Annotated in this window: 9 protein-coding genes; 5 read left to right on the top strand and 4 right to left on the bottom strand. The window is 53.2% G+C overall.

Annotated features, from left to right (window positions below; translation table 11 throughout):
- The first annotated feature begins 4 nt into the window (after window positions 1-4).
- Window positions 5-2,626 (top strand): YhgE/Pip domain-containing protein, encoded by a 2,622-nt coding sequence (locus tag BAQU_RS01555; RefSeq protein WP_094692292.1) that lies wholly within the window; start codon window positions 5-7, stop codon window positions 2,624-2,626.
- A complete protein-coding gene (locus tag BAQU_RS01550) occupies window positions 2,623-4,887 on the top strand; it encodes a YhgE/Pip domain-containing protein (RefSeq protein ID WP_094692291.1) in 2,265 nt (754 codons plus the stop codon). The genes BAQU_RS01555 and BAQU_RS01550 overlap by 4 nt, the downstream gene beginning before the upstream one ends.
- 408 nt (window positions 4,888-5,295) lie before the next feature.
- Here the strand turns inward: BAQU_RS01550 and BAQU_RS01545 are convergent, their stop codons facing one another.
- From BAQU_RS01545 to BAQU_RS01530, 4 genes are all read right to left on the bottom strand, one after another.
- Complete coding sequence (locus BAQU_RS01545) at window positions 5,296-7,287, bottom strand: ABC transporter ATP-binding protein (protein ID WP_094692352.1); 1,992 nt, start codon at window positions 7,285-7,287, stop codon at window positions 5,296-5,298.
- Between the two features lie 92 nt (window positions 7,288-7,379).
- On the bottom strand, window positions 7,380-9,170 hold the full coding sequence (locus BAQU_RS01540; RefSeq protein ID WP_094692351.1) for an ABC transporter ATP-binding protein: 1,791 nt from the start codon (window positions 9,168-9,170) through the stop codon (window positions 7,380-7,382).
- Between the two features lie 113 nt (window positions 9,171-9,283).
- Window positions 9,284-9,883 (bottom strand): MarR family winged helix-turn-helix transcriptional regulator, encoded by a 600-nt coding sequence (locus BAQU_RS01535; protein ID WP_211277079.1) that lies wholly within the window; start codon window positions 9,881-9,883, stop codon window positions 9,284-9,286.
- Window positions 9,884-9,993: 110 nt separating this feature from the next.
- Window positions 9,994-11,103 (bottom strand): LacI family DNA-binding transcriptional regulator, encoded by a 1,110-nt coding sequence (locus BAQU_RS01530; protein WP_094692290.1) that lies wholly within the window; start codon window positions 11,101-11,103, stop codon window positions 9,994-9,996.
- Window positions 11,104-11,356: 253 nt separating this feature from the next.
- Here BAQU_RS01530 and BAQU_RS01525 point away from each other — a divergent pair, with 253 nt between their 5' ends.
- The 3 genes from BAQU_RS01525 to BAQU_RS01515 all read left to right on the top strand — a co-directional run bounded on the left by BAQU_RS01525 (window position 11,357) and on the right by BAQU_RS01515 (window position 15,937).
- Window positions 11,357-13,228 (top strand): glycoside hydrolase family 13 protein, encoded by a 1,872-nt coding sequence (locus tag BAQU_RS01525; protein WP_169713246.1) that lies wholly within the window; start codon window positions 11,357-11,359, stop codon window positions 13,226-13,228.
- A gap of 25 nt (window positions 13,229-13,253) precedes the next feature.
- Entirely contained in the window at window positions 13,254-14,654 is a 1,401-nt protein-coding gene (locus BAQU_RS01520; RefSeq protein WP_244568391.1) for an MFS transporter, read from the top strand.
- A 920-nt stretch (window positions 14,655-15,574) separates the two neighbouring features.
- Window positions 15,575-15,937 carry a DUF2200 domain-containing protein gene (locus BAQU_RS01515; protein WP_094692288.1) on the top strand — a complete coding sequence of 121 codons (363 nt, stop codon included), beginning with the start codon at window positions 15,575-15,577 and terminating at the stop codon, window positions 15,935-15,937.
- Window positions 15,938-16,009 lie beyond the last annotated feature (72 nt).

Here is a 16,009-nt window from a genome sequence, read left to right as displayed (position 1 = left end):
GCCGGTGAGTGTGGCTTTTCGAATATATTGGCGGGATGTCCTTCGTCTGCTGCGCAATCCCATCGCCCTGATCATTACGATTGGTGTCTGCCTCATCCCCTCGCTGTACGCATGGTTCAACATCGCTGCGAATTGGGATCCATACTCGAATACGAAAAACCTGAAAGTCGCCATTGCAAACGAAGACAAGGGTGCGCATTCGGATTCGTTCGGAACCGTCAACATCGGCAGTCAGGTGGTCACCAGTCTGCACAAGAACAAGGAACTCGGATGGCAATTCGTCGATGAAGATGATGCCATCAATGGAGTGAAATCAGGCGAGTATTATGCTGCCATAGTCTTGCCGAAAGGTTTCAGTGCACAGGTCATCGGCTCGGTAGAAGGCAAGACTGCTCAAGCGGCGCTGAAATATTATGTCAACGAGAAAAAGAACGCCGTAGCCCCGAAGATCACCGATACGGGTGCCAGTTCCATCGACAAGACGATCAATTCGATGTTCGTTTCGACGGTGAGCGATGTCGTTGCGTCAAGGCTATCTGCGGCTGCTGGCAATCTTGACAGCTCGGCTTCGAAAACCCGGGCAAGTGTCGTATCAAACCTGAATTCCACGATTGACGACATCAAGGGCCTCCGGGCGAACCTCCAAGGCATGCAGCACACGATATCCGAGGCTCAATCGGCTGTGCAATCTGCGGAAAAAACCTGTACAGGCCTTTCGGCGCAGATGACTTCGGCGCAACAGGCACTTGCTCAGTCACAGAAAACGCTTAGCACGGCGCGTTCATCATCTCTCACCTTTTCACATACATTGATAGGCGCCTTGAACAATGGTTCGACGGCGCTTTCTGGCATTACGGTCGATGTGAATCTGGCTTCGAGCTCGATTCTCGATGGATTCAATACCGCGGATAAAACAGTGAATACCGTGAATGACAGACTGACTGGCGTCTTGGACACCAACGACGATGCTCTCGATGACCTGCAGTCAGCGTTGAAGGATTCTGGACTCGACCCAGATGGGCAGGCATACCAAAGGATTGAAGCTCAGATAGACGCGTTGCAAGGAATCAACGATCAGCAGCGCAAACAGCTCAACACCTTCAATTCCTCGACGAACACCTTTATCGACGCTGGAAAATCCGCCACCGGAAGCATGTCGAGTGCGGTCAACAATTCCGCGAATTCAGGCATAGCGACCTTGAACACTGCGAGCAATACGCTCTCAACAACCACGCTTCCCGGCCTGCTGAATGGTCTCGACTCATTCTCGGCTGCTGCTGGCACCTTGTCCGGTTCGGTCACATCGCTGCAATCAACGGTTGATCAGTCTGCGTCTCTGCTCGCCGAGTTGAACAGTACGCTCGCGGATGCAGGCAGTTCAATTGGCACAACGGAAGCATCACTTTCAACAGTGCAGGCTCAACTCACCTCGGTGCGAACCGATGTGGCAGCGTTGGGCAGTTCGGCGGTGTGGAAGCAGGTCGCCAAAGTCATGCATCTTGATAAGGCCGGCATCGCACAATTCATGCAGTCGCCTGTCGACCTCACCACAACAACCGTGTACCCAATTGCGAATTATGGTTCGTCCGTAGCGCCTTTCTATACGAACCTTGCGCTCTGGGTGGGTGGTTTCGTCATCATCGCGATCTTCAAACTTGAAGTTGACAAGGAACAATTTTCGCATATCAGCACAACCTCCTCCTACCTTGGCCGGGGCATGCTCGTCAGTACGCTAGGAGTGTTGCAGGCCTTGTTCGTGACAATAGGTGATTTGGTCATCGGCATTCAATGCCAATACCCCTGGCTCTTCGTGTTCGCGGGTGTGCTGGCATCGTTCGTCTACGTGAATATCATCTATGCGCTTGCGACGGTTTTTCGGCATATAGGAAAGGCAGTGGCAGTGATTCTGCTGATCCTGCAGATTCCTGGTTCGTCGGGCATGTATCCAATCGAGCTGATGCCCGAATTCTTCCGCAGACTCAATCCCTGGCTGCCTTTTAGCTACGGCATCAACGCGATGCGTGAGACCATAGGCGGCATGTATGGCACACATTATTGGTGGTATCTGCTGAGCCTCTCCTATTACATTCCGATTGCCCTGCTGCTGGGCCTGTTCGTGCGTAGATATCTGTTGAACCTGAACGTCATGTTCGACAACAGGCTGGCAGTGGCCGATCTCTTCATTACCGAGCAGAGCAGTCTCACCAACCCGAGTTTGAATCTCGCTTCGATGATGCGAGTCTTCGGCAATTCCAAGGAATTCGAGAACGATCTTCGCAAGCGCGGTCGCCGATTCTTCCGCAATTATCCATTGATGATTCGCGCCGGACTCATATCCGTCGTCGTGCTCCCGATTATCTTCCTGGTGCTGCTGTTCAGTATCGAAGCGAAAATCGTGATGCTGAACCTGTGGATAGCTTCGATCATTCTGATAGATTTCTATCTGATCATGGTCGAATATGCGCGTGATAGCTATGCTCGGCAGTTGGGCATGACATCGGTCGCATTGCGGCATTCTCAAGATACCGGTGCTGTGCATGGAGCGGGACATGACTCCGCCTCAAGACTTTCAGACAATTCCGGCAGCATCTCTGAATCAGCGGGTGAGGTGACTCAGGAACTATGAGAAACATATGGAGGCTGTTCATCGGTGATCTGCGCAATGCCACTCGCAACGTGATTGCCATCATCGTGTGCATGGGGCTGGTCATAGTCCCTGCACTGTATGCGTGGTTTAATATCGCTGCGAGTTGGAACCCATATGACAACACCAAGTCATTGAAGGTCGCCGTTGCCAATACCGATGCTGGCTATAAGTCAGACTTGATTCCCATCAAGGTCAACGTTGGCGAAACCGTGCTGAACCAGCTGCGCGCGAACGACCAGCTTGACTGGCAATTCGTATCGAAGGCCAAGGCTCTCGATGGCGTGAAATCCGGTGACTATTACGCGGCGATCGTTATTCCCAAGCAGTTCAGCGCAGACATGATGACGCTGTTCTCGACCCAGATTCGTCACGCCAAGCTGCGCTATTACATCAATGAGAAATCGAATGCAATTGCGCCACACATTACCGATAAAGGCGCTGACACCGTCACCACGACCATCAACACCAGCTTTGCCAAGACAATAGGAAGTGTGGGTCTCGATATTGCATCGAGCGTTCTGAAATATGCATCAAGCCCACAGGCCAAGGACTATGTGACCAATGCTACCAATCATGTGGCAACTCTTGCAGACCAGCTCAATGGAGCTGCCAATCAGCTTGATGCCTACTCGGGTTTGCTCGGCGCTTCAGGTAATATCATTCAGTCAACCAACGCGTTGCTGGGCGAGACATCCGATGGTGCAAATTCAGCGCGGAAAGCCTTGAAACAAGGTGAATCTGGCATTGCTTCAGCTCGAGATTCGCTGGATGCGACAACACAGTCGGTGAACACTGCGCTCGCAAACGCCAGCAGTTCCTATGATGTGATTTCGCAAGAGGTCGATTCCGCCTTTGGCAACGTGTCGAAGCAGGGGAGCTCAATTCAGACTCAGCTCAATACCATCAAGACCCAGGTTGACAGGAACGCTACCGATTTCGGTACAATTGCGCAGAAATTCAATGATCTGGCTGCCCAGGCAGATAACGATAACGTGAAAAATGCTCTGCATGCTGTGGCCGATAGCGCAACGCAAACTCAGAAGAGGCTGGAAAGCATCTCCACACAGCTCTCGGACGCAGTCACATCCATCAGTACTGGCGATGGCAATGCACGCAAAGAGTTGAACAACATACAGGCCAGCATTGCTTCCGCCAAGGCCTCGATGACGAAGGTCTCGAACGATTATGCCAACAATCTGAAGCCACAACTCGAAGCGTTGAACCAGTCGATGCGCAATCTTTCCAACCAGACCGATTCGGTCATCGGCAGTCTTGCAAGCACCATCTCCGATGTTTCCGGACTCTCTGGCAACACGGTGAAGGGCATTCATTCGCTGCAGTCAAACCTGGGCAGCTCTGCCAAGACACTCCGCAAGGCAGCCACATCGCTTTCAGACTTCGGTAACCAGCTCACGGCTGCATACAATAAGGGCGACATTGCAGGGCTGAATGAGCTGAGCAGCGCCAACCCAGATGCCTTGGCAGCACTGCTCGCGGCTCCGGTCGGGCTCAAACGCATCCCAATCTATGCGGTTGCCAACTACGGATCCGCGATGACACCTTTCTACACGATTCTTTCGATTTGGGTTGGCAGCATCATTCTCGTTGCCATGATCAAGGTAGCGATTTCCAATAGGCAGAAGGCGAAGGTTCTGGGTTTGAAGCCCATGCCCAAGGAGGGCGTGACCCCTCTCGAGATGTTCCCGGAATCAGCGGGAAGCGCTCAGGACTATGGCCTGAGACTCCATCAGGAATATTTCGGACGATATCTGTTTCTGCTCCTGCTTGCCTTATGTCAGGGTGGTTTGGTGGGACTCGGCGATCTGTTCTATCTCAAGGTCCAGGCCGACCACGTCTTCCAGTTCATGCTGGTTTGCTGGCTTTGCGCAGTCGTATTTTCGAACATCATGTATACGCTTGCGCTCTCCTTCGGCACGATTGGCAAGGCGTTTGCAGTGATCTTGCTGGTGATGCAGGTCGCGGGTTCTGGCGGGACCTTCCCGGTTGAGCTGCTTCCGAGCTTCTTTCAGAAGGTCTATCCCTTCCTGCTCTTCCCGCATGCGATACAGGCCATGCATGCCGCGATGGCAGGTTCATATGGCAACGAGTACTGGCAGCAGATGGGCTATCTCACACTGTTCCTCGTACCCTCGCTCATTCTTGGTCTCTTCTTGCGCAAACCGGTGATCAGTCTGAATCAATGGATTGTCAGGAATGTGGAATCCACCAAGCTGATGTAATGCACAATCGCAGGCTGCCCTAGGCGTTCTATACTCCGTCAGTCGCTTTTTCGTCGCCGCGGGTGTTCTTTCTTTACCCCGTCAGTCCTTTTTTCTATTGCCGTGGCTTTTCTTTCTTTACCCCGTCATCTCGAGCGGAGGCGTAGCCGTAGTCGAGAGATCTCAGTTGTTGGCATCCTGTGGAGGGTGAGATCTCTCGACTTCGCTGCGCTCCGCTCGAGATGACGGGGGGGGGGGGAATCTCTCGACTACGGCTACGCCTCCGTTCGAGATGACAAGGAAAGAACGTTCGAGATGACAAGGAAAGAACGCTCGAGATGACGAGGAAAGAATGCTCGGGATGACGTAGTGAGGTGTGCTCGGGATGACGGGGAGGAAGGGCGCTGGGGTGCGAGGTGCGAGGGTTGGCTATTCCAGCTCGACCGCTCCGGTGTAGAGCTGATAGTATTCGCCGCGTTGGGCGATGAGCTCCTCGTGAGAGCCGCGTTCGATGATTCTGCCGTGATCGAGCACCATGATCACATCGGCATTGCGCACGGTTGAGAGTCGGTGGGCGATGACGAACACCGTTCGACCCTGCATCAGCGCATCCATACCAGCCTGTACCACTGATTCGGTTCTCGTATCAATCGAGGATGTCGCCTCGTCAAGGATCATGGTCGGAGGATCGGCAACGGCTGCCCTCGCAATCGAAACCAACTGGCGCTGACCTTGCGAGAGGCCGCTGCCATCGCCCTCCAAAATGGTCTGATACCCCTGCGGAAGCATGCGGATGAAGCCATCGGCATTCGTAAGACGTGCAGCCTCGATACATTCCTCATCGGTGGCATTGAGCCTGCCATAACGAATGTTGTCCATCACCGTTCCGGTGAAGAGGTTCACATCTTGCAATACAACGCCCAGCGAGCGACGCAGATCGGGTTTTCTGATGTTGCGAACATCGATGCCATCGTAGAGAATCTGGCCTTGCTGAATGTCATAGAAGCGATTGATCAGGTTCGTGACCGTGGTCTTGCCTGCACCGGTTGCGCCAACGAGAGCAATTTTCTGCCCCGGCTTGGCAAACCATGTGATGTCATGCAGCACAGGCTTGTTCGGCGCATATCCGAAAGTCACATCAGTAAAGCGAACGTCGCCACGAAGCAATGTCAAACACCCATCGACGGAAGTCACGGCGACATCCTTGGCCTTTTGTGCGACTTCTGCCGCGCTGGAGCTCAAGAGGCTGGCCTGTGCCAGGGAGCGGGTGCCATCGTCGTCCGGTGCACGCTTCCAAGCCCAATGCTGTGTTGGTGCATCGGATTCGACGAGTCCGCCGTTGGAATCCTTGGTCACGTTGACAAGCGTCACAGAGCCGTCATCGACCTCGCATGGCTCATCCATCAGCGCAAAGATTCGAGATGCGCCGGCCAGGGCCATCATCACCATGTTGAACTGCATTGATACCTGCCCGATGGGGTTCACATACGAACGAGTCAAGGTGAGCAGCGCAATGATGGTTCCGAGCGTCATCGTGCCTGCCCCTGAGAGTCCGAAGTTTCCCCAGCCGGAGATCGCCGTGATGCCGCCGGTTATGGCAACCAGGATGTAGAGCAGATATCCCATGTTGGCAACGACTGGCATCGTCGTGTTGCCGTACATGTTTGCCTGAGCGCTGGCATCGAACAGGAGCGCGTTCTTCCTATGGAACGTGTCCGCAGTCTGCTGTTCATGATTGAACACCTTGATGATCTTCTGACCATTGACCGATTCCTCGACGAAACCGTTGACATCGCCCAGGGCCTCTTGCTGAATGATGAAGAAGTGGCCGCTTCTCGTGACCAGCATGCGCACGACGACGATGAGCAGAACGCTGAACACAATGGTGAACAGCGTGAATGGGATGGAAAGCCAGGCCATGGCGATCAGAGAGGCGAGAGCCGTCACAATTGAAGAGAACATCTGTGGCAAGGACTGGCTGATTGCCTGACGAAGCGTATCGGTGTCATTTGTGTAGCGGCTCATCACGTCGCCATGCTCGTGCGAGTCGAAATATCCGATGGGAAGATGCTGCTGATGGGCGAACATCTGATCGCGAATGTCCTTCAGGGTTCCCTGCTCGACTCCGACGAGCAGCCAGTTATAGAGCCATGTGCTGAAGGTGCCCAAGCCATAGAGCAGCCCCATGAGCACGAGGGCTTGCAGCAGCGGTTCCCAATTCGGATTCGTCGCGCCTACAAGCGGCAGAATGTAACTGTCGACAAGTGTCTGCAAGAAGAGTGCGGAACCAGCCTGTGCTGCAGCAGAAATGAGGATCGAAAGCACGATGACGATGACACGCCACCGGTATCTGAGAATGTATCTGAAAAGACGCTTTGTGGTTCCGGGTGCGGCCTTGCGTGAGGCTTTCGACCGACTCATGTTCGCGTTGTCTGATTGTGGTGCGTTGCCATGGTTCAGAGCCTTTGGCGCCTGCGTTGCCTTCCCTGGCTGCTGTGCTTCAGTAGCGGTGCTCATGCCTGTGCCACCTCCTTGTTCTGGGTCTGTGACTCATAGATTTCGCGATATTCCTCACTGCTTTCAAGCAGCTCATCGTGTGTCCCCTCATCGATGATCTCCCCATCCTTCATCACGATGATCAGATCTGATTCCTGTACCGAAGCAATGCGCTGAGCGATGATGATCTTGGTTGTGTCGGGAATCTCTTCATGGAACGCATGGCGAATGAGCCGATCTGTATTCGTGTCCACTGCACTTGTGGAATCATCGAGAATCAGAATCTGCGGCTTCTTGAGCAATGCCCTCGCGATGCAGATGCGCTGCCGCTGGCCTCCCGAGACGTTTGTGCCACCCTCATCGATATGGGTGTCGTATCCGTCTGCGAATTCACGAATGAAGCCATCAGCCTGGGCGAGCTTGCATGCATGAACGATTTCCTCGTCAGTTGCCTTTGGATTGCCCCAGCACAGATTTTCTCTGATCGTTCCAGTGAACAGCAGGTTTTTCTGCAGTACCATCGCCACTGCATCACGTAGGGTTTCAAGATCGTATGCCTTGACGTTCACGCCACCCACCTTCAGTGAGCCGCCTGTCACATCATAGAGCCGTGGAATGAGCTGAACAAGGCTTGACTTCGATGAGCCGGTTCCGCCCACGATGCCGACCGTTATGCCGCTTGGAATCGAGAGTGAGAGATGATTCAGCACTGGCTTTTCGGAACTGCTTGCGTATCGGAATGTCACGTTGTCGAATGCTATGGAACCATCGGCAACCTTCGTGATGGGGTGTGCCGGATTGGTGACCGTGCTTTGTTCAACAAGCAGCTGCGTGATTCGTTCGGCAGATGCGCGCGAAATGATCACCATGACGAAGATCATCGAAAGCATCATCATGCTCATCAGAATCTGCATGGCGTAGGTGACCAGAGCAGTCAGATCGCCGGTGGTGAGTCCGAGTGAGGAAACGTTGCCTGATGCCACGATCTGGTGTGCGCCAGCCCACGCAATCACGATCATCGTCGCATACATGCATAACTGCATCAAAGGCATATTAAAGCTCAGAACCTTCTCGGCCTTGACGAAGTTCTTATAGATCAGCTGAGATATCTTCGAAAACTTGTGGACTTCAAAATTCTCGCGGTTATACGATTTCACCACGCGTACCGCCTGCAAATTCTCGTCGACCGTATTGTTGAGCACATCATAGGTGCGGAAGACGCGCTCGAAGATCGGGTGAACGAACCACGCCAAGGCCATCAGACCGATGCCGAGAACTGGAATGGTGATCAGGAAGATCACGGATATCGAAGGACTGATGCGGAATGCGAAAATCCACGACACAATGACCATGACCGGCGCACGCATGCCGAGACGAACAATCATCTGAAAGGCGTTCTGGATGTTGGTGACATCGGTGGTCAGCCGTGTGATGATCGATCCGGTGGAGAAGCGGTCGATATTCGTAAAGCTGAAGGACTGCATTCGGTCGAACATGTCGCCGCGAAGGTTTTTCGCAAGGCCCGAAGCAGCATAAGCCGCATATTTTCCTGAAAGGAATCCACAGGTCAACGACACTGCCGAACAACAGAGCAGAATAATCCCAAAACGCCATAGCGCGCTGATGTTCCTGCCGGTTATTCCCTCATCGATCAGCGCCGCCATGATGGTGGGGATGATGATTTCGAGAATGCCCTCGACGAATACGAACCCAGGCGCCAGCAACGTCGTCTTCTTGAATTCACGCAGACTTGAAAGCAACACACGCAAGGTATCTGTCCCGCGAGTCGTAAACGACTCCGGTGTCATCTGTCTGCGAACATCTTTCCGTTCAGTGCCTGCATGTTCTGGCTGTGAAATTATATCGTCACGTCGCGTTGCTCTTGACGTCATTCGCTCTCGTTCCTTCCTCGTCTCTTGTCTCAAATCCCTGCCTCTGGCTGAAGCTCGTGTGTCGTGGAATCGTTCTTTTCCCCTACTGCGCCAAGTTGAGGTTTCTCCCGTGAGTGTTGATCCCGATGTGTTCCGACCAGTCCGGTTGAAATCAGATTCTTCCTCATGGTTGCAAGCGCTTGCAGCAGTTGCTTGATCTGCGTCTCACTCAGACCTTCAAGCAGTGTCTCTTCCATATGAGACGCATTCTCGCGTAATTGCTCGACGATGCCCCATGACTTATCGGTGAGAGAAATCTTACGCAATCGCTTGTCTTGTGCGACTTCCTCGCGCTTGATCAGCCCCTTGGCCTCCATGCGTGTGAGCACTCGGGATGCCGTCGATCTGGTAATCGAAAAATGGCGTTCGATATCGTGCTGGAATACGTCGCCCGTCCGATGTCTGGAAAGATAGACGATTATTGGTGTATTCGAGCCTGTTGCGATGCGTGCATCTTCAGGCAGCGTTGCGCTGAGGTAGCGGTGAATGAGGTGGTGCAGGCAATGAATTGCCATGCTTGGCCGCTTCAGACCTTCGCTGTTGACAACTTTGTGGAGGAATGTGCCGTTGACCGTATGTTGTGTCTGCAAGTCCCCCCCCCTCACTTTCTCAATCTTGAAGCCCCCGCAACGAAAAAATGCGGATATAAGCAAGAAGTCAGAGTAATACCCGATATGTACATTTGTTGCATATACAACAATTAATGCTTATTGCGCGTCTTTGCCTTTGTGACACCCTTTGCTTTTGCAGCACCCTTGGCCTTAGCCAGGGTTCTTCGCTGGATAAAGGCCGTCTCATCTTCGTGGAATAGTTCATCGTCCGGTGCATTCGCTGCGTGGTAAGAGCCAGCGCAGTGCTTTGCAGACGAGGTCTGCAACAGGTCCAACATGGTATGCGCTGCGTAATGGGCGTTCTCAAGGGCATTCTGGCGGAATGTAGCCAGTCCAATGAGCTGAGAGACCGGATTGTCATCGAAGCCGACCACTGATACGTCTTCGGGCACTCGGAAACCGTGTTCGCGCAAGGCCGACAATAGGGTAATGGCAAAGTCGTCGGTCTCCACGAACAGCACCGAAGGCTGAACTTGCGAGGATTCCCATCGCGTGATGATCGATTCGACTCCAGCTTTGTCCGCTCTGCCATCTTCGCTGGTGAAATGCTCGAATGACTGCGATGTATATCCTTGCGCCTTGCAGATGCTCTCAAACTGCGGAATACGCTCCGAATAGCTGTAATCGCGAAACAATCCGGGCTGTGGATAGTGAACGAAACCGATCGTTGTGTGCCCGAGCCGCTTGATTGTCTGTGCGGCAATGGTCATTGAACGCTCGTTATTGAGTATAATCGCGGCATCGTAGCCCTGAGTCCCATACGAATCCAGTCCAACCACAGGAATGTGAGAGGCTGCGAGCTGTTCGGTATGCTTCTTGCTGAGATGAATCGAAGAGATGATGATGCCATCGGTGTTGTTGTTTTTCGATAACGATCTGAAATATCTGTCGAGCTCTTCGGGAGTATGCAATGCGAGTGGAAAGAGATCATAATCCGAAGTTTCGATTACTGAATACAGGCCTTCGAGAGAAGTTGAAGTAAACCAGGTGTTGAAATGATCGACAAAAAGAGCTGTAATGCGGAAGGATTTGCGTGACGCCAGCGCAGAGGCGCTTTTTGAGAGTACGAAATGCTCGCGGTCCGCGATCGCCTGAATGCGCTGCCTTGTAGGTTCGCTGATGCGGGGGTCACCGTGAAGCGCTCGCGAAACAGTCGAAAGGGACACGCCCGCCACCTTGGCCAAGTCCTTCAAAAGCATCGTTCACCCTACTCCCTGTGCGCAGCATGGCTTATCTCGCACGATCAAGAATACCCCTGCGCTGCCAGCGAGTTGCTACTCCATTGCCTCATGGCGGCGCGAGAGGCTTGGAATCTAGGAGCCGGGTCATTACGTCCAGCATGAGGTGGCACGATGAACGAAGAAATGCTAGCGCTTGCATAAACTGTGTGCAAGCGCTAGCATAAAACCGATATTGCAATCGATGACGATACGAAGAAGGTCAGAGTTGACTATGAATAACGACTCAAAGGATACTGCCGAATTGGGGCATGACAATGCTTCCCTCAGTGGGAACGTCTCTGCCAAGGCTTGTGCCGGTACCGACAATTCGGAAGGGACGTTGGTTTCTGATGATCAGGCATTGTGGTGGAAGCAGGCGAGTGTCTATCAGATTTATCCGCGATCCTTCAAAGACAGCACAGGCTCTGGCCTTGGTGACATCCGTGGCATCACCTCGAAGATGGATTATCTTCATGAGCTTGGCATCGATGCCATTTGGCTGAGTCCGTTCTATCCATCCCACTTGCTCGATGGAGGATATGACGTTGACGACTATCGCAATGTCGATCCTCGGCTTGGCACCATGGCAGACTTCAGTGACATGGTTCAGGCCGCACATAGCCGTGGCATCAAGGTGGTTGTCGATATCGTTCCCAATCACACATCGATGTATCATCCATGGTTCCAGGAAGCCCTCAACTCTCCGAAGGGTTCCGTGGCCAGAGATCGATACATCTTCCGTGATGGCCGTGGTGAGCATGGTGAATTGCCACCAACGAACTGGACCGCGAACTTTGGAGGTCCAGCATGGAAGCAGGTTGCGGATGGGCAATGGTACCTGCATCTGTTCACACCTGGACAGCCTGATCTGAACTGGAAGAATGAGGAGGTGCGTCAGGACTTTATCAAGACGCTTCGCTTCTGGTGCGATCATGGAGTTGATGGCTTCAGGGTCGATGTGGCACATGGACTGGCCAAGGATCTGGATCGTGACGATCTCGATGACTGGGATGTTGATGTTTTCAAGCCCATTCCTTCTGACGGATCGGATCCTGTATACGACCGCGATGAGGTTCACGAGATCTATCGTGAATGGCGCAAGGTGTTCAACCAATACAATCCTCCACGTTTCGCCGTGGCCGAGGCATGGGTCAATCCCGATCGCCAGTATCTGTATGCCAGCACGAAGGAGCTTGGTCAGGTCTTCAACTTCGAGTTTGCCAAGAAGAACTGGATTCGCGATGAGATGCATGATGCGATAGCCGAGGGAATTGCGGCTGCAGACAAGGCAGGATCGACATCCACATGGGTGATGAGTAATCATGATGTGCCGCGCAGTGCCAGCCGATATGCTCTTCCGCAGATTCCAAGCCCTGGGCACATGCATCAGATGTCGCTCGATTGGTTGCTGCGTGATGGTTCTGGATACGTCGAAAACAGGGAGCTCGGCACCAAGCGCGCCAAGGCTGCGATACTGCTTGAGTTGGCTCTTCCGGGCTCGGCATACATCTATCAGGGTGAGGAGCTCGGGCTCTTTGAGGTTGCCAACATCCCTTGGGACGAACTCGAGGACCCGACTGCCCTGCGTACGCGTCAGGCAGATAGCAGCAAGGGCCGCGATGGTTGCCGCGTGCCCCTGCCATGGGTGGCCGAAGACGGTTCGGAAGATTCCCATCACGATGGATTCGCTCGCAGGGGATCCTTCGGATTCTCGCCAGCATCGACGAATGGTTCAGAATTGCAGCGTCCACACCTTCCACAGCCGATGTGGTTCCATGATTGTGCCGTTGATCGTGAGGAGAGTGACGATGATTCGATGCTCAGCCTCTACCGCAAGGCCCTGCGCATTCGTCACGACTTGAAAGTCTTCAATACCGATTTCGAGTGGCTTCCTCAAGATTCGGCTTCTGACATTGCCGATGGCGCGACGGGCAATCACGGCGGAGTAATTGCGTATCGCAGGAGCAATGGCTGGGCTAATGTCACCAACTTCTCAGCTGCTCCCATCGAACTTCCCGAAGGCGAGATCATGCTTGCTTCCGGCACATTGACCGCAGACGGCACACTGCCACAAGACACCAGTGTCTGGATGAAGCTCCGCTGAGGGGCTTTAAGTAAGGAGCAAGACAATGAGCACACAAACTCGAAGCATTCCTGCACATTCCGACGCGGCAACACTGGATTCGCCTGAGATGCGCCCTACCATCACCCAAGCGCTGGGCGCACAAGCCGTTGTCGACGATGCCGGTCCAGCTGTTCAGCTGGTTGCGGTAAGTCCAAGCAACGATGATTCCACGTCTTCACCACTATCAACACGAGATTTCTGGAGATATCTGATTGGATTCTTCGTATTCAATACACTGATCTATGCCGGTTTTACGATGGTTACCGGTGTATTAATGCCGCAGAAACTCAAGGATTTGGGTATTGTCGATTACAGCTCGGCACTGGGAACCATCAACGCGGTTGGCGCGGTGCTTTCCATGTTCATCAACGTGTTTCTCGGAGCGCTTTCCGATAGAACGCGCTCGCGATTTGGCAAGCGCACACCATGGATTGTCGTTGGCGCATTGCTGACAGGCTTGGGATTCTTCATCATCAGTCTTCCGGCAACGTGGATTGGCGTAGGTATCGCCTATTGCACGTCACTGATTGGTTTGAACATGATGGTTGCCCCAATCACGGCAGTGCTTTCGGACCGTATTCCAGAGGAACGCAGAGCAACGATTTCGGCAGCATTTGGTGGCGGGGCAGTCGTAGGCCAGTCGATCGGCAACATGGTTGCTGCCGCATTCCTCACCACGGTGCTGCTCGGCTTCGGAGTGGCTGCGGTGCTGCTCATTCTTTCGGGCATCTTGGCGGTTCTTGCCTTTCCCCGCGAGCAGTCAAGCAAGAACCTGAAGCATGAACGCGAAAGCCTGGTCCAAGTAATCGTCAGATCGTTTACGCCCCCGATTGCAGGAGCGAGCGACTTCTGGAAGGCTTTCATATGTCGAACCGGCTTGATCATTGCATACCAGATGGTTACTTCATACCAGCTGTATATCCTTGAAGACTATATCGGTGCTTCCAAGGCGACAACGGCGGCAGCCATCTCGCTGATGTCCATCATCACCATGATCGTCTCGCTGATTGCATCCGCGACCTCAGGGCCAATCACCGATTTCATTGGACGCAGAAAGCCATCGATCTGCCTTGCCGGTGTGCTGTATGCGATTGGCATTGCCATGCCATGGATCATGCCGAGCGAACTGGGCATGTATCTTTTTGCCGGGCTTGCCGGTTTCGGTTATGGCATGTATATGGCCGTCGATCAGGCGATCAACGTGGATGTGCTTCCCAACAAGAAGTCTGCAGGCAAGGATCTGGGATTCCTCAACATCGCAACCTGCGCAGGTCAGGCTCTGGGCGCGTCGTTCACATCGTTGATCGTCGTGCAGCTTGGCGGATACTTCTGGGTCTTTCCCACGGCAATCGTCATGACCGTCATTTCAGTGATCTCCGCCCTCTCGATTCGCAGAATGAGGTGATGTGAAGCATCCCGTGCACAGGGTGGGCGCACCGTGTTAACAAAGATTCTCGCAAAGCCTGAAGTCCGTTCTCGTACCGTTGGGAATGCACATGCTCGTGGTCGAGTTGATGAAAATACCATCCATGAGCGGGAAAGCTCATGGATGAATATTGCGAATATTGCGTGCCGGGTAGTGTCGCCGGGTAGTGTTGCCGGGGCGAAGAGCTGCCAGCATATATGTCTGCAATCCAGACGAATGCGACTGCTCGAGGAACCTCGAACAATGAGGGCGCTCCATCTTCGAAGAACATGACGACAGTTATTTCTTCTCGCCCGAACACGAACAATTGATGTAGATCCGGCAGCTTGTCTTCACATGATTTGGCGTTCATAGCAGCTGCTGGCGCCAGTTGCCATATTCGGTCCTTTCGGAGAAAACCGTGGTTGCGCAAATGGCCATTAAGGTTCCCGATTGCTGCACCGAATACGGCACGCTTCCATGGCGCAATGCTGCTGGCCGCCTATTGAGGCTGTGAATTCCGCCAGATCCATCCAATCTCCGTCGTCACCATCTGAATTCTCCAGCGCAGTCATGGCCGAGATGTATGGAATCTTAGCAATGTGCCCTCATGAGACCGACTGCCAAAACACAGTGTGAGAAGAACGCTGTGTGGCCAAAACGCTGTGTGGTCAAAACACGGTGTGGCCAAAACACGGTGTGGCCAGCATGCCGAAATCTCAATCAATAGAACCATTGGTATACACAATAGAATGATCGTTAATGACCAACATATGAGTGCTTATCATCCTGTGTTTGTGGAGTCGGCCATTCCACGGCTTGAGCTTTGCGAGGTGCTTTTCGGTTGATCTTGCTCAACAAGCGTTCGCAAAGCACAAACCGCACGATAGAGACCGAAATTCGGGTAGAGTGGAGTGATTATGGACAAGAGTGTGCAGAGGGCTGAGCGAGTGTTCGGCATGACATTCGCATCCGTGTATCCGCTGCTGGTCAAGAAGGTGGAGCGCAAGGGCCGAACCCAGGATGAGGTGGATGCCGTGATCGAGTGGCTGACGGGTTATGACAAGCAGGAGTTGTTGGCTCAGCTCGACAAGCAGAACGATTATCGGACCTTCTTCGCCGAAGCACCCTGCATCAATCCCCATGCCAACTCAATAACAGGATCAATCTGCGGCATACGCGTGCAGGATATAGAAGATCCGCTTATGCAGAAAATCCGTTGGCTTGACAAGCTCGTTGACGAGCTAGCCAAAGGAAAACCCCTTGAAAAAATCCTGCGCTAGTCCGCTGTTGGCCAGTTAACATTGGCTAACATTGGCCAGTCACCATTGACCAGTCAACAATGCAACAGGTAG

The organism is Bifidobacterium aquikefiri, from assembly GCF_002259795.1.
Classification (GTDB): Bacteria; Actinomycetota; Actinomycetes; order Actinomycetales; family Bifidobacteriaceae; genus Bombiscardovia; species Bombiscardovia aquikefiri.
The sequence above is the reverse complement of the archived record's forward strand: the minus strand, read 5'-3'. Positions and strand labels throughout refer to the sequence as shown.